The organism is Plantactinospora endophytica, assembly GCF_016862915.1.
Classification (GTDB): Bacteria; Actinomycetota; Actinomycetes; order Mycobacteriales; family Micromonosporaceae; genus Plantactinospora; species Plantactinospora endophytica.
Genome location: NZ_BONW01000034.1, coordinates 66,870 through 87,160 on the forward strand (window position 1 = coordinate 66,870; position 20,291 = coordinate 87,160).

The 20,291-nt window shown below is 74.4% G+C and carries 13 protein-coding genes and 1 pseudogene; 3 read left to right on the forward strand and 11 right to left on the reverse strand.

Annotated features, from left to right (window positions below; translation table 11 throughout):
- Window positions 1-8: 8 nt before the first annotated feature.
- Complete coding sequence (locus Pen02_RS30395; RefSeq protein WP_203869575.1) at window positions 9-434, forward strand: hypothetical protein; 426 nt, start codon at window positions 9-11, stop codon at window positions 432-434.
- Window positions 435-578: 144 nt separating this feature from the next.
- Here Pen02_RS30395 and Pen02_RS30400 read toward each other — a convergent pair whose 3' ends face one another.
- The 8 genes and pseudogenes from Pen02_RS30400 to Pen02_RS30435 form a co-directional block, all read right to left on the reverse strand.
- Window positions 579-1,472, reverse strand: a complete 894-nt coding sequence (locus tag Pen02_RS30400; RefSeq protein ID WP_203869576.1) for an FHA domain-containing protein — start codon at window positions 1,470-1,472, stop codon at window positions 579-581.
- A 4-nt stretch (window positions 1,473-1,476) separates the two neighbouring features.
- Complete coding sequence (locus tag Pen02_RS30405) at window positions 1,477-2,760, reverse strand: VWA domain-containing protein (protein WP_203869628.1); 1,284 nt, start codon at window positions 2,758-2,760, stop codon at window positions 1,477-1,479.
- Window positions 2,761-2,780: 20 nt separating this feature from the next.
- Window positions 2,781-3,566: a PP2C family protein-serine/threonine phosphatase gene (locus Pen02_RS30410; protein WP_203869577.1), complete on the reverse strand. Its 786-nt coding sequence runs from the start codon at window positions 3,564-3,566 to the stop codon at window positions 2,781-2,783.
- 1,385 nt (window positions 3,567-4,951) lie between these two features.
- Window positions 4,952-7,648, reverse strand: a complete 2,697-nt coding sequence (locus Pen02_RS30415) for a serine/threonine-protein kinase (protein ID WP_239141549.1) — start codon at window positions 7,646-7,648, stop codon at window positions 4,952-4,954.
- Window positions 7,645-8,886 (reverse strand): coiled-coil domain-containing protein, encoded by a 1,242-nt coding sequence (locus tag Pen02_RS30420; protein ID WP_203869578.1) that lies wholly within the window; start codon window positions 8,884-8,886, stop codon window positions 7,645-7,647. The genes Pen02_RS30415 and Pen02_RS30420 overlap by 4 nt, the downstream gene beginning before the upstream one ends.
- An 88-nt stretch (window positions 8,887-8,974) precedes the next feature.
- On the reverse strand, window positions 8,975-9,967 hold the full coding sequence (locus Pen02_RS30425; protein ID WP_203869579.1) for a glutamate ABC transporter substrate-binding protein: 993 nt from the start codon (window positions 9,965-9,967) through the stop codon (window positions 8,975-8,977).
- Window positions 9,964-11,238, reverse strand: coding sequence for a GlnX family signal transduction membrane protein (locus tag Pen02_RS30430; protein ID WP_203869580.1), 1,275 nt, complete (start codon window positions 11,236-11,238; stop codon window positions 9,964-9,966). The genes Pen02_RS30425 and Pen02_RS30430 overlap by 4 nt, the downstream gene beginning before the upstream one ends.
- 343 nt (window positions 11,239-11,581) lie before the next feature.
- A pseudogene (locus Pen02_RS30435) lies at window positions 11,582-12,136 on the reverse strand (snapalysin family zinc-dependent metalloprotease); the annotation flags it as partial.
- Window positions 12,137-12,583: 447 nt separating this feature from the next.
- Between Pen02_RS30435 and Pen02_RS30440 the strand changes: the two are divergent.
- Window positions 12,584-13,600: a LacI family DNA-binding transcriptional regulator gene (locus Pen02_RS30440; protein ID WP_203869630.1), complete on the forward strand. Its 1,017-nt coding sequence runs from the start codon at window positions 12,584-12,586 to the stop codon at window positions 13,598-13,600.
- Between the two features lie 188 nt (window positions 13,601-13,788).
- On the opposite strand, the gene Pen02_RS30445 is transcribed toward Pen02_RS30440, so the two are convergent.
- Window positions 13,789-14,682, reverse strand: a complete 894-nt coding sequence (locus tag Pen02_RS30445; RefSeq protein WP_203869582.1) for a LysR family transcriptional regulator — start codon at window positions 14,680-14,682, stop codon at window positions 13,789-13,791.
- Between the two features lie 122 nt (window positions 14,683-14,804).
- Here Pen02_RS30445 and Pen02_RS30450 point away from each other — a divergent pair, with 122 nt between their 5' ends.
- Window positions 14,805-15,677 (forward strand): aldo/keto reductase, encoded by an 873-nt coding sequence (locus Pen02_RS30450; RefSeq protein WP_239141551.1) that lies wholly within the window; start codon window positions 14,805-14,807, stop codon window positions 15,675-15,677.
- Window positions 15,678-15,746: 69 nt separating this feature from the next.
- On the opposite strand, the gene Pen02_RS30455 is transcribed toward Pen02_RS30450, so the two are convergent.
- Both Pen02_RS30455 and Pen02_RS30460 read right to left on the reverse strand, forming a co-directional pair.
- A complete protein-coding gene (locus tag Pen02_RS30455) occupies window positions 15,747-17,342 on the reverse strand; it encodes an amidohydrolase family protein (RefSeq protein ID WP_203869583.1) in 1,596 nt (531 codons plus the stop codon).
- Between the two features lie 231 nt (window positions 17,343-17,573).
- The gene (locus tag Pen02_RS30460) at window positions 17,574-20,270 is read right to left on the reverse strand and encodes an alpha/beta hydrolase family protein (RefSeq protein WP_203869584.1); all 2,697 of its coding nucleotides are present in this window, start codon (window positions 20,268-20,270) and stop codon (window positions 17,574-17,576) included.
- Window positions 20,271-20,291 lie beyond the last annotated feature (21 nt).

Here is a 20,291-nt window from a genome sequence, read left to right on the forward strand (position 1 = left end):
AGAGCACGGTGAGCAAGAAGAAGGCGGCCACCGCGAAGAGCACCGGTACCGCCAAGGGCACAGGCACCGCGAAGAGCGCAGGCACCGCGGGTACCGCCAAGAGGGCGGCCGCCGGTGTCGACGGGAAGAAGAGTGTGCCGGGGAAGGCTGCGGTGGCGACCGGCGCCACCGCCGGCAGGCGGGCCGGCGGCCGGGCGACGACGAAGGGCAGCTCCGACACCGGCCGGGCAACCGGCCGAGGGAGTTCGTCCACCGTCACCGCCGCGACTCCGGCGGCGGGTCGCTCGTACCGGCGCGCTCCGGACGATCTCGCGCAGGTCTACGGGCAGGCCGGCACCGTCACCGCCGTCGCCGACCACTACGGCGTGCCTCGGCACACCGCACAGAGCTGGGTCCGGACCTGGCGCAGCCGCCAGGCGGCGGCAACGACCTGAGCACTGATCGACCCGGATGGCCAGCCGCCCGGGGTTCGCCTGGCGGCCCTGCCGGGCGTGCCCCGGGTTTCGCACTCCGCTACCCGTCCACCCCACGTCCGTGCGGCCGCGCCAGTCGTACCGGGTCTATTCGGCCGGGGTGGTTCAGCCGGTGCCGGGCGGGCCGGTGACCGGGTCGGCCCGGCCGGCGGTCCGGATGGTCAGCCGGGTCCAGGCACCGAGGTAGACACGGTCGCCGTCGCCGAGCGGGATCGGGGTGTTGGCCACGATCGGCGCTGCCGCCGGGTCGTTCAGGTAGGTGCCGTTCGCGGACTCCAGGTCCACCACGGCCCAGCCCTCGGGCAGGGGCACCAGCAGCGCGTGCAGGTGGGAGACCCCGGGGTCCTCGGGCGGACCGACCAGGTCGATGTCCGGGCGTACGCCCCGGGAGCGGCTGCGTCGGCCGATCAGCAACTGCCGGCGTTCCAGGGTGAACCGACGGGGTACGACGAAGCGGGGAAAGCTCAGGCTGCCGGCGTCCGTACCGCCGAACGAGGTGACGAGGTCGAAGTATCCGCGATCGGCGTCGACCACCAGTTGCCAGGTGTCGTCGGCACCGGGAGCGGTGACCTCGACCGATCCGCTGGTGGCGGGTGCGCTCCCGGCCGGTACCCCTCCGGGGTTGTCGAAAGCCGACGGCTCCGGGGCGGTACCGGTCGGGCCGACGCCGCCCGCCCCGGGGGTGCCGGTCGGTGCGGGGCTGACCGGCGGGGCGAGCAGGAAGTCGTAGCCGTCCTCCTCGCAGAACCTGCCCGCCTGCGGGGCACCGCAGACCGGGCACGGGGTGGCCGGCGCGGACTCCCCCGCCGACTCCGAAGCACCGCCGGCCGGTAGGCCACCGCTGGCCTGCGCCGGTGTCCCGAACCCGGGTGCCGGTGCCGCTCCTTCAGTGCCGTCCGGAGCCGGTCCGGCGGCGCCACGCGACATCGGTACGCCGCAGACGTCGCAGTAGTCCACGGTCGTCGACTCGTGGCCCCGGGGGCAGGTCGTCGCCGTCACCGGCTCACCCCTGCTCCTTCTTGACCCGAACCGTCTTCACCGACCGTACGTCGGTCAACTCCGTGTCCATCGTGGACACCTGTCGCTTGAGCTGGACCGTACCGGTCGGTGCGTCGATGACGTCGACCACCCGGCCGAGCAGCATCGCCGTCTCGTCGTGGCCCGACTCGGCGGCCAACTGGACGGCCCGGCCCAGCCTGGCGGTCGCCGTTTCCACGTCGCCGGCCTCCCGGGCCCGCAGCCCCTCCTGGATCGCGGCGGCGAGTTCGGCCTGACCGGTGTAGTGCGCCACCTGCGGGCTGATCCGGGTGGACAGCGCGGTGTCGTCGGTCCACCTGGCCAGGACCAGCCGCTCGGTCAGTGCCTGGCCGGCGCTGATCAGGCTGACCCGGGCCGCCAGCACCTCCTCGCCGACCGCGTCGGGTTCGAGGCTGACGGAGATGTGGTATTCGCGGGTCTCCGCGCCCCATGCGCCGGTCGGATAGTCGCCGATCCGGGCACTGACCGCCGAGCGACGCGCGGTGAGTTCCTCCACGTGCGGGAAGACCTGCTTCACCATCCGTACCGTCGCGCCGGCCGGAGTCCAGATCCGCAGCGCGACGTCCGCCACCCGCTTGCCCATCGCCGCCGCCGTCATCGCCTGGAACGCGGCCGGCAACTGTGCCGGATGTTCCAGTCCGTCGGCCGTGCCGAGCAGGGCCGAGGCGACCGTACGCAACTCGCTGGCCACCCAGCCGCTGCCGATCCCCCGGCTGTCACAGACGAAGCGGCCCTCGCAGACGGCGAGTATCCGGCGCAGTTCCTCGGGCTTCTCGTGCTCGTTGCGGCCGTCGGTGAGCAGGATCGCGTGCCGTACCTCGGCGGGACAACTGGCGAAGAGCCAGTTGGCCAGGTCGAGCCAGCGGCCGATCGCGGTGCCGCCGTCGGCCCGCAACTCCGCCACCGCCGCTTTCGCCGCCGCCCTGGTCTGCACGTTCGCCGGCACCATGCCCGGCTGCGCCGGATAGACCATCCGGGCGAGCGCGGTCCCGGACACCACCGCGAAGGCGACCCCGTCGCGCAGAGTGTCGATCGCGACCGCCGTGGCACGTTTCGCCTCGGCGAGCTTGGTCGGCGGCATGGCCATCGAGCCCGAGGTGTCGATCATGATCACCTGCGCCGCCGTCGGGGCGGCCGCCGGGTCGCGCAGGTCCGGGCCGGAGGCGGTCACCGTCAGGATCGCGTCCACCACCTGGCCACCGGCCGGCAGGTACTCGTTGTGGTCCACCTCGGCGACGAACTGCGGCATCCCGGTCACCTGCCCACTCCTCACGCTCCTGCGGCGGGCGGGAACGGCAGTACCGCGACCGCGATGTTGTCGTGCCCGCCGGCCTCCACCGCGAACCGGGTCAGGTTCTGGGCGATCGCGATCGGCGTGGCACCACCCGGTCCCGGTACCCGGGCGGCCAGCGCTGCCGCGTTCGGCAGGTAGTGCGAGAGCCCGTCCGAACAGATCACCAGTCGTCCCGGCCGACCCGGCTGGAACGTCACCACCTGCGGCTCGGCATCGCCGGAGTCCGCACCGAGCCACCGGACGAGCGCTTTCGAGGTCGGATCCTGCTCGGCGCCGGGCGGCACCGGCCGGCCCGCCCGGATCTGGCCGACCACCGAGTCGTCGACGGTCAGGCAGACCGCCTCGTGCACCGCACCGTCCGGACCGAGCCAGTAGGCCCGGCTGTCACCGATCCAGCCCACCGTCACCGAGCCGACGGTGACGACGGCGGCGACGAAGGTGCAGCTCGGCGGTACCTGTCCGTCGTCCGACACGGCGGTGGCCCGGGCCGCTCCGGCGGCGGCGCGGCCGGCCGCGCCGACGGCGTCGGGTGGGGGCGCTCCGCCCGCCAGAGCGGCGAGCATCGCGGAGAGGCCGGCCTCCGCCGCCGCGTGTGCGGCGAGGTCGGCGCGCAGCGAGGTAGACACCCCGTCGCAGACCACGGCCGCGATCGTCGGCCCGAGGCGGCCGATCGTGACCGCGTCCTCGTTGCGCCGCCGCCGGGCCCGGTCCGTGACCGCCGCGACCGGGCCGAGGTCCAGGTCGGCACGGTCCCGGCCCACCGAGGAACGCCGTCCACAGTGGTCGCAGTGGCCCGCGTCGCCGGAGTTGCCGGACGGCGGGGTGCCGCAGCTCGGACAGGGCTGGTCGACCGCACGCGACGAGAGCCACGGTCCGGGCGGAACGGCGGAACCGGGCGTACCCACCGGGGAGCCCGGAGCGGCGGCCGGTACGCCGGTGGCAGCGAACGGTGTGCCGGTCGCGCCGGCCGGAACGGGTGGTGCACCGGTGGGACCGGCCGGAACCGGCGCGGCTCCGGTCGGACCCGCGAATGTGGGTGGCCTGGGCGGCACCACGGCACCGGTGGTCGACGGGACCGGGGTGTGCACACCGGCCGGGCCTGGCCATCCAGGTGATCCGGCGGCCGGACCGGACCAGCCGGGTGATCCGGCCGGTGCCGGCGGGCCGGGTGGAGGCGGCGTGGCCGGACCGGACCAGCCCGGCGACGGTGGGGCGGCCGGAGCAGGCCAGCCCGGCGACGGTGGAGCGGCCGGGCCGGACCAGCCCGGCGACGGTGGCGACGCCGCACCGGGCCGGCCCTGCGGTGCGGCCGCTCCGGGCGGTACAGGTCCGGGAGGTGCGGCCGGCGGGGCGTATCCCGCCCAGTGGCCGGAAGCGGCCGGAGGCGGGGGTGCGGCTCGGCCCGAGGCACCGGGCGGAGCGGCCGTACCCCGGTTCGCGGGCGGCGGTGGTGCCGGCGGCGGTGCGCTCGCGGCGGTACCGGACGGAGCATGCCAAGCCGTCGTCGCCGGCTGGCCGCCCTGGTCCGGTCGCCAGTCCGGGGGCGGTGGCGCCTGCGCCATGCCGACCGGATCGGACCACGCCGACCCTACCGGCGCGGCCGAGCCCGTCGGCCACGACGATCCACTCGACTGCGTCGGCGCGCTCGGCGGGACGGCGGAGCTGGTCGGCCACTGCGATCCGCCCGACTGCGACAGGCTGCTCGGCGGCCCGGCCGAGCCCGTCGGCCACGACGACCCGCCGGACTGCGACGGCACGCTCTGTGGCGCCGACGAGCCGGTCGGCCGCGACGACCCGCCCGCCGACGACGACCCGCTCGGCGGCGACGAGCCGGTTGGCCCGGCCAGTGCCTCCAGCCGGGACAGCGCGGTCGGGCCGGCGAGTTCGGCCAGCCGGGACAGCTCGGTCGACTCCGCCGACGCGGCCGGGGCGGGAACTTCGGCACGGCCGGTCGGAGCCGAGACGGCCGGGCCGAGGGAAGCGCCTGCCGGCGCCGGCCAACCGGACACCCCGGTCGCCTCTCCGAGCGGAACACGCTCCAGCTCCCGGCCGCAGACCTCGCAGTACCGGTGCCCCGGGTCGTCGGGTGCGCCGTGCTCGGGACAGGGTTTCGGCGTACTGCCGGCGGTGCCGGCTCCGGCGGTGCTCATACCAGCGTCCTCGGCCGTACCGCGTTCGCGTGGTCGACCAGCGCGATCCGCAGCTCCGGGTCGCGGGAGAGCTGGGCCAGGGTGCGGTACGCCCGCTCCAGCCCGAACCGCAGGCCACGCTCGGACAGCTCGTGCCCGAGCAGCCGGGCGACCGCAGAGGGAGGCGCCGAACGGCTCCTCACCCAGGCCAGGGCCACCTCCAGCACCTCGATGGTGAGCCGGGTCTGCCGCTCGACGTCGAGCCCGAGCCGCTCCAGCCGGGCGGACGCCCGTAGCAGGTCCTCCGGCCCCGTCCCGCCTGCGGCCAGCCCCGGCAGGCTCGCCCGGACGGCGGCGACCTGGGCGGCCACGTGCTGACTCGAACTGTCCGGCACCTGGTCCAGTACGGCGAGCGCGCCCGCGCGGTCACCGACCAGGAACCGGATCCGGGCCAGCCCGAACGCGGCACTCAGGTAGCCGTGGTCGGCCCGCCACACCCGGTCGTACAGCCGGGTCGCCAGCTCCCGGTCACCGGTGCACTCCGCGCTCACGGCCAGCGCCAGCCGGGCGGCCGGCTCGCCGGGCAGCACGTCGTAGACCGCGTCGAAGGCGACCCGGGCCTCGGCGGGGCGGTTCGCGGTCAACGCCGCCAGGCCCCGGTACCAGTCCACCCGCCAGTCGAACGGGTCGGCCTCGGCCAGCCGGTCCAGGTCGGTGCCGGCTCCGGCCAGGTCGCCGCCCTCGATCCGGGCCCGGGCCAGCCGCAGTGCCACCTCCACGCTGCGCACCGGTGCGGCGGTGAGCTGGCGGACCAGTTCCGCCGGGTCGGTCGCGCCGAGCGAGGCGAGGAAACCGGCACCGGGGTCGAGCACGTCGACCTGGGGCAGCGGCAACGCGGCGGCGACCACCGGCGGCGCCGGGGCGATCGCACCGGGTGGTACGCCACCACCGGCGCCCCAGGCCCGGCCGGCCACCGCCCGACCGACCTCGCCGGCCTCGGTGCCGAAGGCGCGCCGCTCCGGCGTGAACTGCCGGGACACCGCCGGCCGGGGCACCCCGTCGACGGCCGAGAGCACCTCGCGCAGTACGCCGAGCAGTTGCTCGCTCATCTCCCCGGCACTCTGGAAGCGCCGGTCCGGATCGGGGTGGGTGGCCCGGCGCAGCAGCCGGTGGTACGACATCTCGGCGGCGAACAGCGGTGCGTCGGCCGGCTCGGGCAGCCGGTTGGCGTACGTGCTGGAGAAGCCGCGGAAGTCGAGACTGAGCACTGCCAGCGCCCGGCCGACGGTGTAGATGTCGGAGGCGACCGAGGGGCCGAGCGTGCCGACCTCCGGCGCCTGGTAGCCGGGCGTGCCGAAGATGGCGCTGGCACTGTCGTCGACGTGGCGTACCGCGCCCAGGTCGATGAGTTTGAGCTGCTCCTCGGCGTGGATGACGTTGTCCGGCTTGAAGTCGCAGAAGAGCAGGTTCCGGTCGTGCAGGTAGTCCAGGGCCGGCAGGATCTCGACCCCGTAGGCGATCACCTCGGGCAGCGGCAGCGCCCGTTGGCCGGTGTCCCGGCGCCGGGCCAGCAGCATGTCGCGCAGGGACTGGCCGCCGACGTACTCCATCACGATGTAGCCGACCGGGGTGCCGGTACGCGGATCGGGGTGCTCCACGAAGTCGTGGATCTTGACGATGTTGGGGTGGTCCAGCTCGACCAGGAACCGGCGCTCGGCCACGGCCGAGGCCATCGCGTCCACGTCGGAGGTGTTGATCAGTCCCTTGAGTACCACCCAACGGTCGCTGACCGTGTCGCTGACGTTGCGGTCCCGAGCGAGGTAGATCCAGCCCAGGCCGCCGTACGCGAGCGCGCCGAGGATCTCGTAACGCCCGTTGATCACGTCACCGGGACCGAGCCGGGGTACGAAGGAGAACTGGGTGCCACAGTGCGGGCAGAAGCCCTCGGCCCGACCCGGCCGGTCGTCCCGCCCCCGCCCGACCGGCTTCTCGCAGCTCACGCAGAACCGCCGCGACTCGGCGACCTTCGGCTCGGCCATCACCGCCGTCGCCGGGTCGCGCAGCGGCACCCGGGCGATGTCGACCAGGCCGGCGCCGAGGCCGCCCCGGGACGCGCTCCGGGACCGGGTGGATCCCCGCGAGCCGGAACTTGACGTGCCCCGGCTCGGCATGGTGCCGACCCCGGTGGACGCCGACCCCCGCCCGGCGCCGGTCGACGCCGGACCCTGACCGGTGGACGCCGGACTCACACCCGGACCCTGACCGGTCGACACCGGACTCACACCGGGGCCGTAGCCGGTCGGCGGCACCTGCCCCGGGCCACCCGACGCCGGCCCCTGGCCCTGGCCGGTCGAGATCGGAGACTGGCCCTGGCCGGTCGAGATCGGAGACTGGCCGGTCGCTGCCACGGGCTGGGCGGGCACCGGGCCGTGTCCCGCCGGACCCCGCCCGACACCCGCACCGGTGGAGACGCCGACAGCGCCGGCCGGTACGACCGCCCGGCCGGTACCGGTCGGCACCGACGCCCGTCCCGTTCCGGTCGGTGCGGCGGCCCGGCCGGTGCCGGTCGGTGTCGCCACCGCGCCGGTACCCGTCGGGCCGGTCGTCTCGGGACCCGCCGTCGCCCCGGCCGGCGCCCGCCGACCGCACTCGTCGCAGTACCCGTCGGGGAGGTAGGAGCCTGGGCAACCGGGCCGCAGGCAGCGGGTGCTCATGGTACGGCTCCCTTCGCGCCGGGCGTCGGACGCTCGGCGAGGTGGTTGAGATGACGCTGGTACGCGACCACGGCCCGGGTCGCCGCCGACAGGTCACACGGGCTGGTGTACAGCAGGTCGCGGGCCTGCCGGTACCGGGCGGAGAGTTCGGTGTGCTCGATCAGGCCGAGCCGGCCCGCCTTCGCCCGGTACGCGTCGAGCCGCCCCCGCAGCTCCGCCCGGCGCCGCAGCAGTCCGTCGGCCGCCTCGTGGAACTCGGCCGCCCGGCGCCGGGCGTCCGCCACGCCGCGTTCCAGCGCGACGAGTTCGGCACCGACCTGGGCCCACCGGTGCTCGCGGTGCACCTGGCCGAGCTGGGCCAGTTGGGCACGCAGCGCCGGACCGGGATCCCGGGGCAACTCGGGCAGGGCCGAATTCGCGATCTTGGCCAGCGCCAGCGCGTGCACCCGGGCGGTCTCGGCGGCCGTCCCGGCCAGCTCGTCCAGTTCGGCCGCCAGCCGGGCGGCCCGGTCGGGGTAGCCGTCGCGGACCTGGGTCAGCTCGGCGAGCCGACCCGCCAGGTCGGCCAGCTCGGCCTCGAACCGTCGCAGCCCGTCCCGGAGACCGTTCCCGACCGAACCGGTACCGGCCGCACCGAACGGATCGGCCAACGCGTCCTGGTACGCCTCCTCGACCGCCCGGTCGAGCCGGTCGAGCTGGTCCAGCTCGACCGCGTCGACCCGCAGCCGGCGGAGCGCGTCGGTGAGCCGCCCGAACCAGCCGGCGAGCCGATCCCGGGCAGCCTCCAACTCGGACAGCGACCCAGCCAGCTCGGCTGCTTCCGCCTCGATCCGCCGGGCCAGTTCGGTCAGCCCGACCCGCTCGAAGGGTGCACCGGCGGCGTCGTCCAGTACGGTCCCGGCGGCGTCGAGCCCGACCACCGGGGCTCGCAGCAGATCGCCGAGTTCCCGCAGCTCGACGTCGCCGGGCCGGGAGCGCCGGGCGCGTACCTCGCGGGCCTGGCCCAGCACCTCGCCGAAGGCGGCGAACTGGGACCAGAGCGCGTCGGCCCGGGCCAGCAGGCCGGCAGCGACCTGCGCGGTCTCGCCGGTCTGGCGGGTACCACGCAGCAGGGCCAGCTCGGGCCGGCCGTCCAGGGCGTACATCGCGGCCGAGGCCCGATCGTGTGCCGCGCCGAGGACGTCGAGTACCCGGTCGGCCTCGGCGCGGCTCATCGGCGACTGCGGCGGCACGGTCATCGGCACCGCTAACCGGGGTTCGCGGAAACGGCCGGTGGTGCGGAGTCGCCGGTATCCCACCGCTGCGCTGGAAGGTCCACGAGACACGCTAGTCCCGGTAACGCGCGACCGGTGGCGCGGGCGCCGGACCCAGCGACGTCAGCCATCGGCTGTAGAGCCGGGTCCACGTCCCGTCCGACCGGATCTTGGCCAGTACGCCGTTGACGAACCGGACGAGTTCCGGCGACTCCCGCGAGATCGCCACCCCGTACGGCTCGTCGCTGAACTTCGGGCCGACCACCTCGGTGTTCGGGTCCTGGGCGGCGAGCCCGACCAGGATGCTGTCGTCGGTGGAGACCGCGACGACCTGGTTCTGCTGGAGCAGTACGAGGCAGTCCGTCCAGTTGACCACCGACACCGGCACGGTGCCCTTCTGCGCGATGTTCCGGATCGAGGTGCTGCCCGCCGCCGCGCAGACCTTCTTGCCGCGCAGGTCGTCGATGGTCTTCACCCCGGAGCCCCGGGCCACCAGGACGCGCTGACCGGCGGTGAAGTACTCGGTGGAGAAGTTGACCTCCTGCCAGCGTTCGCAGTTCATCGTCATGGTCCGCACCACCAGGTCGACGGTGCCCTCCTTGACCATCTTGATCCGGTCGGCCGAGCTGATCGCCATGAACTGGATCCGGCCCGGGTCGCCGAAGAGGCCCCGGGCGATCTCCCGGGCGATGTCGACGTCGAAGCCGGTGAGCTGGCCGGTCTGGGGGTCGCGGAAGCCGAACTGGTAGTTGTTCTGGTCGACGCCGACGATCAGCCGTCCACGCTGGACGATCTTGGCCATCGCCGTACCGGAGGGCATCTGGCGGGGGCGGGGCAGCGCACCGGACGGGCGGAGGCTGGCCCGGGGGTTGCACGAACCGGACGACGCCGCCGGACCGGTCGGCACGACCGCCGGATCCTGCATGCCGACCGGTCGGGGCGGGTCGGCCGCCACCTGGTTGGCGGGTAGCGCCTGCTCGCCCGTGCCGCAGCCGGCGAGACCCACCGTGGCGACCGCCACGAGGACGCCGGCCAGCAGCCGGCCGGAAATATGCCGGTGTCTCATCGGTACTCCGCAATCCGCCGCTGCATGCCCACCGCGACCCCGACCAGCAACACGAGGCCCAGTCCGACGATACCGATGTCGACACCGGTCAGGGCCCGCCCGGCACTGACCGCCTCGCGTTCGAACCGGTCCCCGTTGTGCGTGATGGCCAGCGCGAGCGCCTCGTCGAGCTGGTTGAAGATGGCGGCGGTGGTCTGCTCGCCGGTGCCCACGGTGGCGGCCACCGCCTTCGCGTACTCGCCGCTGTCGTCGAGGGCGCGCACGTTGCGGTGCGCCGCCGACCACTCCTTGCTCCGGGCGATCGCGGCCTCGACCGCCTGCCGGGTGGTGTCGTCCGGAGCCGCCGCGCGGGCCCGCGCCAGCAGGCCGCCCTCGCCGTCGGCACCGGCGAGCCGCTCCATCATGACGCCGTAGTTCTCCTCGAAGGCCGCACCGTTGCCCCGGGCGACCAGGGTCAGTGCCTCGTCGGCGCGGGCCTGCAACCCGGCGATCCGGGCCTCGGCGAGCAGGTTCACCTGGGCGGACCCCTCGTCCCGGCTGTCCCCGAGGTTGCCGGCCGCGACCAGCGCCGACCCGGTCAGCCAGGTCACCAGCAGCAGCGTTGCGCCGGTACCGACCAGCAGTCCCACGTTGAGCAGCCGGTTGGTGCGCCGGGTCAGGTGGATCTGGGTCAGCACCAGCGCGGCCAGGGTCAGCACGGCGAGCAGCACCGCGACCCAGGGGAAGCCGGCCGCGCGGTCCCGCGCCTCGTCGAGCTCGGTCGAGGCCGCGGCGTACAGCTCCTGGGCGGCGGGAAGCAGCTCGTCGCGCATCAGGCCGGAGGCTTCCTGCAGATAGGCGACGCCGAGCGGCAGGCCCTGCCGGTTGTAGGTGCGGGCGGTCTCCACCAGGCCGCTGTAGACCGGCAGCCGGGCGGTGATCCGGGCGACCGCCGCCGCGCCCCGGCCGTCGGAGGAGACGGCGGCCGAGACGACCGTCAGCGCGGAGGCCGCGTCGGCCAGGTCCCGCTGGTAGCGGTCCCGCATGGCCGGCGGTTCGAGACCGTTGGAGAGGAAGGCGCTCGCGGCGGTGGCGTCGGCGTCGGAGAGCGCGCGGTAGAGACTCTGCGCGGCCACGGCGACTTCCCCGCTGCGCGCGGTCACCCCTCGGACCAGGTCCGCGCGCTGGCGGACACCGACGAACGCGACCACCCCGGTGAGCAGTCCCAGCACGACGATCCCGGCCAGGATCGCGGTGAACCGGCCGGGCGTACGCCGCAGCGGTGTGGTCAACCGTCGCAGCCGCTCCGGCGGGCGGGGTTGCGGCGCGACAGCCAACCGGCCTGGCGGGACAGCGACCGCCGACCCGTGCGAACCCACCCGAGACCTCCCCCAAGTCAGCACCGGGAATCCACCGGCCGGACACGGCCAGGCGGTCAGATCTTGCACGATCGGCTTCAAGGTAACCAATCGGCTCAACCGGTGGGGGGCGGCCCGCCCGGTGTCCCGCAGCCTACGGCCGGGCACCGACGGCCGGACCGGCACACCGTCCACTGTCGGCGGATCGTCCCGGCCCCGAGGAGGCGGGCCGCGCCCGTGACGTCCGGCGCGGCCCGCGCGGTACTCAGCCGGTGGTCCAGACGTACGTGCCGGCGACGCTCGCCGCCGCTGTCTCGGCATACGCGGGCGCGAGGCCGCCGGCGAACAGCGAGTCGACCCGGGCCGCCTCCGCCGCGCTCGGGTACGCGTTGCGGCAGGAGACGGGTGCACTGCTGCCGGACATCAGATCGGAGCAGAGCCCGGTGCGCCGGTCGGGCAGCCCGAGGATGTGCCCCAACTCGTGGGTGGCGATCCGGGTCCGGTCGTACCCCTGGTTCACGGCCTGCCAGCCCATGTAGACCCGGCCGGAGCCGAGCCCGGTGACGTACGCCCGCGGCCAGCCGCTGTCGACGTAGATCGTCACACTCGCCGGGGTGCCGGCGACCAGTCGTACGTTGCTGACGCTGCTGTTCCAGATCTGCGCGGCCTGGGTGAAGTTGGTGGTGAACTCCCCGGCCCGGCTCGCGTCGTAGTAGACGGTGCGTACCGCCGGCGCCGCGCTGGCCGGCGCGGTGGCGACCTGGACCCCGACCAGCGAGGTGGCCAGGGTCAACAGGCCGAGCGTGGCCCGGAGGAGGTGGCGTCTGAGCATGGCGACTCCTTATGGGAGCGGGGAGGGTGAGGGCGCGGCCGCCCTCGATCGACGCTGATTAATCTAGGTGTCGAGTCTGGTGGCTCGCGCATAGCAGTTCCCCCATACCGGCGGACGCTCGGCTTGGCAGCGCCCGGGGAGAGCGTCCGCAGTGCCGAGGAAATACGGCGCGAGGAGCGCCGACCAGCGGTCGACGGGACGCGGCGCGGAACCGGCGGACGGATCGGTCCGCACCGGCTGGCGGATCCGACCGACCGGCCGGGGCCGGTCGGGGAGCGAAAACGTAACCTGGTCGAAGGCGGATCGTCGCGACCGCCGAGCAGGATGATGGCGCTAACCTGGTTCGAACGTCCGGCGTCGCCGGCGGGGGTGGAAGGCGGTAGTCGGATTGTGCTGGCGGAGGATAACCACGTGACCACACCGTCACGGGCCGGGCGCCCGGCGGTGATGACCGACGTGGCCCGGCTCGCCGGGGTGTCGCACCAGACGGTTTCCCGGGTGATCAACGGTCATCCACGGGTCCGGCCGGAGACCCGGGACCGGGTGGTCCGGGCGATGGCGGAGCTCAGCTACCGGCCGAACGCGATGGCGCGGGCGCTGGCCAGTCGTCGCTCCCGGGTGCTCGGCGTGGTGAGCTTCGACACCATCCTGTTCGGCCCGGCCTCGACGCTGCTCGGCATCGAACGCGCCGCCCGGGCCGCCGGCTACGGGGTCAGCATCGTCACCCTGGAGAAGGTGGACCGCCGGGGCGTACTCAGCGCCGTGGAGGCGTTGGACGGCCAGGGCGTGGACGGGGTCATCATCATCGCGCCGCAGATGGCGGCTGCCGCCGCACTGCACAGCCTGCCCCGGGGGATGGCGGCCGTGGCCGTCGAGGCCGGCCAGGACAGCGGGCTGCCGTCCGTCGCGGTGGACCAGGTGGCCGGGGCCCGGCTCGCCGTCCGACACCTGCTCGACCTCGGGCACCGGACCGTGTGGCACGTCTCCGGACCGAGCGACTGGCTGGAGGCGGGTGACCGGATCATCGGCTGGCGGCAGACCCTGGAGGAGGCCGGCGCCGCCGTACCGCCGATCATCTCCGGGGACTGGAGCGCCCGTTCCGGGTACGCCGCCGGCACCGCGCTGGCCGGGAACCCGGACGTGACCGCGGTCTTCGTCGCCAACGACCAGATGGCACTCGGCCTGCTGCGCGCCCTGCACGAGCGGGGCGTACGGGTGCCGGCCGACATCAGCGTGGTGGCCTTCGACGACATTCCCGAGGCGGAGTTCATGCTGCCGCCGCTGACCACCGTCCGGCAGGACTTCGACGAGGTCGGCCGGCGCGGCATGGCCACTCTGCTGCGACTGCTCGACGCGGCCGGTCGGGACGGCGGGCCGGTTCCCGTCCTGCCGAGCACCGCGCCGGTCGAGCCGACCCTGGTGGTCCGGCAGAGCACTGCCGCACCGCCCGCCGACCGGAGCTGACCGGCCGCGACGCGCCTTCGGGCGCCCGCACCTGCTGGACCTGCCGCTACTGACACCGTCGTGGCGTGCCGGGCCGCACCGACCGGCCGCGCCCCGGCGAGTCCGCACGGCGACCGTGTGCGGGTGATCCGCAGGGCAGCCGTGTGCGGGTGATCCGCAGGGCAGCCGGAATCCGCCCCGGCGGTCGGTCAGCGGCTGTGCCGGGCGAGCGCGTCGAGGGCGGCGCCGATCGCCGGTCGGGCGGTGGCGTTGGCCCGCCAGAGCGCGAAGATCCGCCGGGTCGGTGCCGGGTCGACGGGCACGAACCGGACCGACGGCGGCTCGGGTTCGCGGCCGAGCCGGGGAATGATCGCCGCGCCTAGACCGGCCGCGACCAGGGCGAGCTGCGTCGAGTGTTCGGACGCGGTGTGTACGATCCGGGGCCGCGACCCCTCGGCGCGCAGCGTACGCACCAGCCAGTCCGAACAGATCTGCCCGGTACTCCAGCCGATCCAGTCGTCGTCGGCGAGTTCCCGGATCGCCACGGCCGACCGTTCGGCGAGCGGATGGTCGACCGGCAACGCCACGTCGAAGCGGTCCTCGAGCAGTTCCCGGCGAGCCAACTCGGCCGGTACGGCGAGTACGTCGTCGGCCCAGTCCTGCACGACGGCCAGGTCGAGATGCCCACGGCAGAGCGCGGGAACGGCCTCGTGCGGCTCCCGCTCGGACAGCGACACCGACAGGTCCGGATGGCGCGACCGCAGCTCTCGCAACACGCCGGGCAGCAGCCCCCGGGCGGCGGTGGCGAAGGCGGCGACGGCCAGCGGCCCGGCGACGGTGCCGCGCTGCCCGGCCAGGCCGGACTCGATCCGCTCGACCTGCGCCAGCAACTCCCCGGCGTCGTGGGCGAGCTGCCGGCCCGCCTCGGTCAGGCCGATTCCCCGGCCACGCCGCTCGACGAGCCGCTGCCCGACCTCCCGCTCCAGCCGGGCCATCTGCTGGGAGACGGCGGACGTGGTGACGTGCAGGGTCTGCGCGGCGCCCACCACCGACCCGCTGACCGCGACCGCGTGCAGCACCCGGAGTCGCTCCAGGTTCAACATCGTAGCGATGCTACGCGATCAGGTTCAGGAAGCGTCACTTGTCCTACCGAGTTGCCGCGCGCAGAGTGAGAACCGACCGGCGCCGACCGCCGGGCACTCCCCTGTCGTTCCGAAGGAGAATCGTGCTGCGCCTCGCGGAGAACACCACCCTGACCATCGGCGGCGACCGGCCGGTACACCGGCTCGGTTTCGGCGCCATGCGGCTGACCGGCCGGACCGGGCCGGACCGGGCCGCCTCGATCGCCGTCGCCCGGCGGGCGGTCGAACTCGGCGTCACCTTCCTCGACACCGCCGACTCGTACGACCTCGGGGAGAACGAGAAGCTGGTCGCCGAGGCGCTGCATCCGTACCGGCCGGGGGTGGTGGTCGGGACGAAGGGTGGGCAGGTCAACCTCGGCCGGGACTGGATACCGCTCGGCCGCCCCGAATACCTGCGCCAGCAGGCCGAACTGAGTCTGCGGAGGCTACGGCGCGACCGGATCGACCTCTACCAACTGCACCGGATCGACCCGACGGTGCCGCTGGCGGACCAAATCGGAGCGCTGCGGCAACTCCAGGACGAGGGCAAGGTCCGGCACGTCGGCCTCTCCGAGGTCACCGTCGAACAACTGGTCGCGGCCACGCGGATCACCCCGATCGTCAGCGTGCAGAACCGCTACAACCTGACCGACCGCCGCTCCGAGGCGGTCCTCGAACACTGCGAGCGACACGGGATCGCCTTCATCCCGTGGCTGCCGATCGCGCCCAACGTCCGGGGCGGCACCAGCCGCACGGACGCCGAGGGCGGCGCCGATCCGGTCGGCACGGTCGCGGACCGGCTCGGCGCCACCCGCAGCCAGGTCGCGCTGGCCTGGCTGCTCCGCCGCTCCCCCGTCATGCTGCCGATTCCAGGCACGTCCTCCCGGGCACACCTGGAGGAGAACATGTCCGCCGCGAACCTGCCGCTCGGCGCCGACGACTTCGCCCGGCTCTCGGCCGGCTGGGCCGACCGGTAGCCGGCCACCCGACGGCGGCGGCCGGGCCGGGCGCGGGCGTCACGGGCCGGCGGACCGCCACGACGCGGGCTACGCCGCGGCCGGTACCCGCGTACCGGCCGGGGCGCCGCCGTGGCACGGGCAGCCGACCGCCGCGACCGTACCCTCGGGCGCCTGCTCGGACATTGCGGCAGCCGCCTCCGCCACCCCGCGCAGCAGCCGGTCCAGCGCCGCCCGGTCGAGGTACCGGCCCCGCACCACCACCGCCTCGATCCGCGTCGTGTTGCCGATCTCGGTGAGTGGGTTCGCGCCCAGCACCACGAGATCGGCGGCGCGGTTCCGGGCGATCCGGCCGGTCCGGGCGCCGAGGAAGCTCGCCGGCTCGGCGGTCGCGGCGTGCAGCGCGGCCATCGGGGTCAACCCGGCGTCGACCAGGAACCGCAGCTCGTCGTGCACGGAGAAGCCGGGGAACAGCCCGCAGGTGCCGACGTCGGTGCCGACCATGATCGGTACACCGGCCCGGTGCAGTTCGCCGACCATCCGCAGCCGGTGGCCGAACATCGCCGCCCACTCCGCGTCCTCGTCCGGCGACCGGTCCTTCAGGTACAGCTCGTCGAGGGCGTACTGGAGGCCGGCGAGGATCGGCGCGGGCAGGTAGCGGGCCCGGGGGTCGGCGGACAGGTCGAGGGCGCGGGCGTTGTCCAGCCAGTAGTGCATGGCCAGGGTCGGCACCTGCCGGGTACGACGTCCGGCCAGCCGGTCGAACACCCGGCGCGCCTTGGCGGGGCTGTAGGTGTGTGCCGCCGTCCACTCCACCGGATGGATCGCCTTGAACCACCCGCTGTAGTCACCCGTCTCCAGCCGGATCTGCGCGATCCGGGCCCGGATTCGGGCCTCCTCGCTGGAGGTGTCGAACGCGGTCGAGAACATGTGCTCGACGCTCGCCTGCCCCAGCTCGGCGGCCTCGGTGACCGGTACCGCGTCCGGGCAGTGGCCGGCGAACGCGACCCCGAGCCGGCGACATTCCGCCGCCACCGCCCGGTACGCCGGCGGCGACAGCCGGGAGTAGACCTTCACGAAGTCGGCGCCCTCCGCCACGACCTGCCGTACGGCCTGCCGTGCCTGCGCGGCGTCGGCCACGGACAGCACACTGAGCAGCATCGGGTCCCAGACCGTCGGCGCACCGTCGACGATCCGGCTGCCGATCGTGTAACGCGGGCCGAGCAGCGTGCCGGCCTCGATCCTGCGGCGCCAGTCGTGCACCGCCACGGTGCCGGACATCTCCCGTACCGTGGTCACCCCGTTGGCGACGCAGAGCGCCGGGTCGACCTGCTCCGCCAACCCGTGGGTGTGCATGTCGGCCAGGCCCGGGATCAGGAACCTGCCGCGCAGGTCTACCACGGTGGCGCCGGCCGGCACCCGGACCTGGCCGGAGCGGCCGACCTCGGTGATGGTGTCGCCGCGCACCAGCACGGTCGTGTCGGGCCGCACCTGGCCCGAGGCGGGGTCGATCACGGTGGCGGAGGTGAACGCGGTGCCGGCGTCCGACGGGCCGGAACTGTCGGCGACGGATCCGCCGCCGGGTTTCGCGGCCGGCGCCGCCGTGGCGACCGACGAGGTACCGGCGGTGGCGCCGACGGCGAGACCGGCGACGAGCATGCCGCGACGGGAGAGCTTCGTTGTCATACCTGGAATCGTCGTGGCGGCGGGCCAGCCACACACACCTCCTGCCACCCCGATCATGGTGGTCCTAACTCCACCTCGGCAGCGCCGCAGGGCCGCGCGGCAACGCGGCCAGCCTGCTCGGCTCAATCGTCCGGGGCGGCCTACCCGCACGGTGCGGCGCGGCGTCCGGGCCGCATCCGCACGGCGGGAGTCCGGGGCCGCACCCGCCGGTACGGCCCCGGACCGACCGGGTCAGCCGTCGGTCACCACGCCGGTCAGTGCCGTATCCGGCACCGGCCCCTCCGGCAGGTCGACGAAGTGCAGCTCGACCGACTCGTCCGGCTCGGCCACCGAATCGGCGATCGTCGGGACGGTCACCTCCCCGGTGGTCGCATCCGGATTGACGAACAGGTACGACACCAGCCAGGTCTGCGACAGCGGCCGGGACGGTTCCACCGGTTCGAACGAGTAGAGGGTGAACCATTCCGGGTCGACGTCGGTGGTGGACAACTCCACGCCACCGGCCGGAGCCTCCGGCAGGGCGTACGCGAAGATGCCGGTCTCGGTCCGCGCGGACGAGGTGAAGCGCCAGGTCAGCGTGCCGCCCTCGGCGACCCGGGCGGAGGCGGACTCGACGGAGAGCGTCGGTTCCGGGTCGTCGTTGAGGGTGGCGACTCCGCCGATGTAGCTGCCGACCACGAACCCCTCCTCCGCCTTGGCCGCGAGCGTGTGCCGCTCGGTGTAGTTCCACACCGTGTCCCCGGTGACCTCGACCGGCACCGGGATGGTGCGCTGGTCGGGGCCGATCGTGGCCAGCCAGGTGCGACTGGTGAACGTGACGTCGTCGGAGAGGAACATCCGGACCACACCGCTGCCGCGTCCGGTGACGGTCACCGGGATCTCGTACGTCTTCGTGCCGGAGTCGCCCTCGGCGACCCGTAGGGTGCCGATGTCGAGCCGGGGCAGGCGTGCCGCGCCCGGATCGGGTGTGCCCGGCCGCCAGCCCCACGCGTCGAGCAGCCAGGCGCGGCCGTTCGCGGTACGCGGGGTGAGTTCGACGGCGGCCAGCCGCTCGGGTGCGCCGTCGAGCGGTACCCGCACCTCCTGACCCCAGTACGAGGTCGTCCTGTCGGTGCCGGGCAGGCCGTCGATCCGCACCTCGCCGAGCGTGCTGCGGCGGCCGTCCGTGCCGACGACGGTGACGCCGAACCGGGTACCGGTGGTGTTCGGCGGGACGATGACCCGCAGCGCCAGGTCGCGGGCACCGGCGACGGAGACGGGTCGAGCCGGCGCCAGCCGGATGGGGCGGCCGGCGCTGGACCAGCTCAGCGCCGCCGCGTACCGGCCGGGCTCGGGAACGGTCCAGATGAAGGGTACGAAGTGCCCCAGGCGGGCGTTCGGGTCCTCCGGGTCGAGGCAGGACCGCGCCGTGTCGTCGGTGACCTGGTCACAGATCCGCGCCCCGCCGGAGACCGTCGTCGTCGGGTCCGGGGTGAGTACCGGCGTGCGGTTGCCGCCGAGCGCGTGGCTGAGTACCCGGGCCGGGTCGGCCGAGGGTGCCCGCCGGCCGCTGCCGTCGAACAGCGGCCGTACCCGGTCGTCGCCGTCGACGAAGAGCCGGGCGGCGGCGGCGATGTAGGTCGCGCCGACGGTCTGCTGCTGCGCGGCGGTGAGCCGGGTCGGGGTGCCCGGGGAGCAGACCGGGTCCGGCGCGCCACCGAAGTCGTCGATGGACGGCGCCACGGACTGACCGGGCGTCCACTCGGTGTTGAAGAAGTTGTGGTTGGCGCCGATCACGTACAGCGCGCTGCGCAGCGCGCGACTCTGCCCGATGCCTCGGGTCTCGTCCACGAACATCTGACCCTGCAGGTCGGAGACGTCACCGTCGCAGCCGGGCAGGATCGTCGCGGACGGTACGTCCGGCACCGGGTCGTGGCCGAAGATGGTGGGACCGATGAGCAGCATGCCCCGGATGGTCCAGCGGACCGGACCGGAGTAGCCGTCCTGTGCGGCCGGCGGCCGGGTGAGCGAGTCCATGGCCGCCCGGCTGACGCCCTCGCCGCCCCGGGAGTGTCCCATCAGGAACACCCGGGACATGTCGGCGCGCGGTGCGGTGCGGACGATCTCCGGAGCGGTGGCGCGGCCGGCACCGGCCCAGTCGGCCCACCTCGCCAGGTGCAGCCGGACGAGTGAGGAGCGGGCCTGGGCGCCGGCGTCGTCGATGTCCCGGTCCTGGCCGTTGACCCCGTTGGCCGAAATGGAGACGGTCAGGTAGCCCTGCGAGGCGAGCAGCCGCTGGGCTTGCAGGTAGCCACGGTGGCTCGGGATCGGGTCGGTGCCGGCCGGGCAGGGCCACACCATCGGCACCTCGTCGTCGCCGCGATAGCAGACGATGTGTCGCCCGTGCAGGAAGAGCGCGAGGGGCCGGGCGCCGGGTGCGCCCTGCGGCGCGACCACCACGGCCCGCATCTCGACCTTCTCCGGGAAGTCGGGCAACTTGACGGCGGGCAGGTCGTATTCGCCGGTGACGGATTGGTAGGGCCCGGCCAGCCCGGGATCGACGCTGGCGGGAGGCAGTGCGGCCGGCGCGGCCACGACCGGCGCGGACCGTCGGGTACCGGATGGTGGGGCCTGGTCGATCCGTCTGCCGCCGGCCCGCACCGACAGTTCGCCCGGCCGGACGGCCCCGCCCAGCGCGAGGCTGAAGGTCCGGCCGTCCGGGTGGGGGTAGGCGCGGCCGAGTCGCCGGTCGCCCGACCAGAACTCCACGACCGCGTCGCCCGCCGGCACGCGCTCGTCCGAGCGCCAGGTCAGCTTGCCGTCGACCACCGACCAGCCGACGGCCGCGGACTGTGGCGGCGGGCTCCCGGGCGGAGCCGCCACCGCCGGCCCGGCCGCCCCCGTCACCAGCGCCAGGGCGAGCCCGGCCGACATCAGGAATCTACGCATGCATCCGTGTCTATCCGACGC

Coding starts and splice junctions, on each gene's coding strand:
- Pen02_RS30405 (WP_203869628.1), bottom strand. CDS start 2,760: ATGCCGCAGTTCGTCGCCGAGGTGGACCACAACGAGTACCTGCCGGCC.
- Pen02_RS30415 (WP_239141549.1), bottom strand. CDS start 7,648: ATGAGCACCCGCTGCCTGCGGCCCGGTTGCCCAGGCTCCTACCTCCCC.
- Pen02_RS30420 (WP_203869578.1), bottom strand. CDS start 8,886: ATGACCGTGCCGCCGCAGTCGCCGATGAGCCGCGCCGAGGCCGACCGG.
- Pen02_RS30425 (WP_203869579.1), bottom strand. CDS start 9,967: ATGAGACACCGGCATATTTCCGGCCGGCTGCTGGCCGGCGTCCTCGTG.
- Pen02_RS30440 (WP_203869630.1), top strand. CDS start 12,584: ATGACCGACGTGGCCCGGCTCGCCGGGGTGTCGCACCAGACGGTTTCC.
- Pen02_RS30445 (WP_203869582.1), bottom strand. CDS start 14,682: ATGTTGAACCTGGAGCGACTCCGGGTGCTGCACGCGGTCGCGGTCAGC.
- Pen02_RS30455 (WP_203869583.1), bottom strand. CDS start 17,342: ATGACAACGAAGCTCTCCCGTCGCGGCATGCTCGTCGCCGGTCTCGCC.
- Pen02_RS30460 (WP_203869584.1), bottom strand. CDS start 20,270: ATGCGTAGATTCCTGATGTCGGCCGGGCTCGCCCTGGCGCTGGTGACG.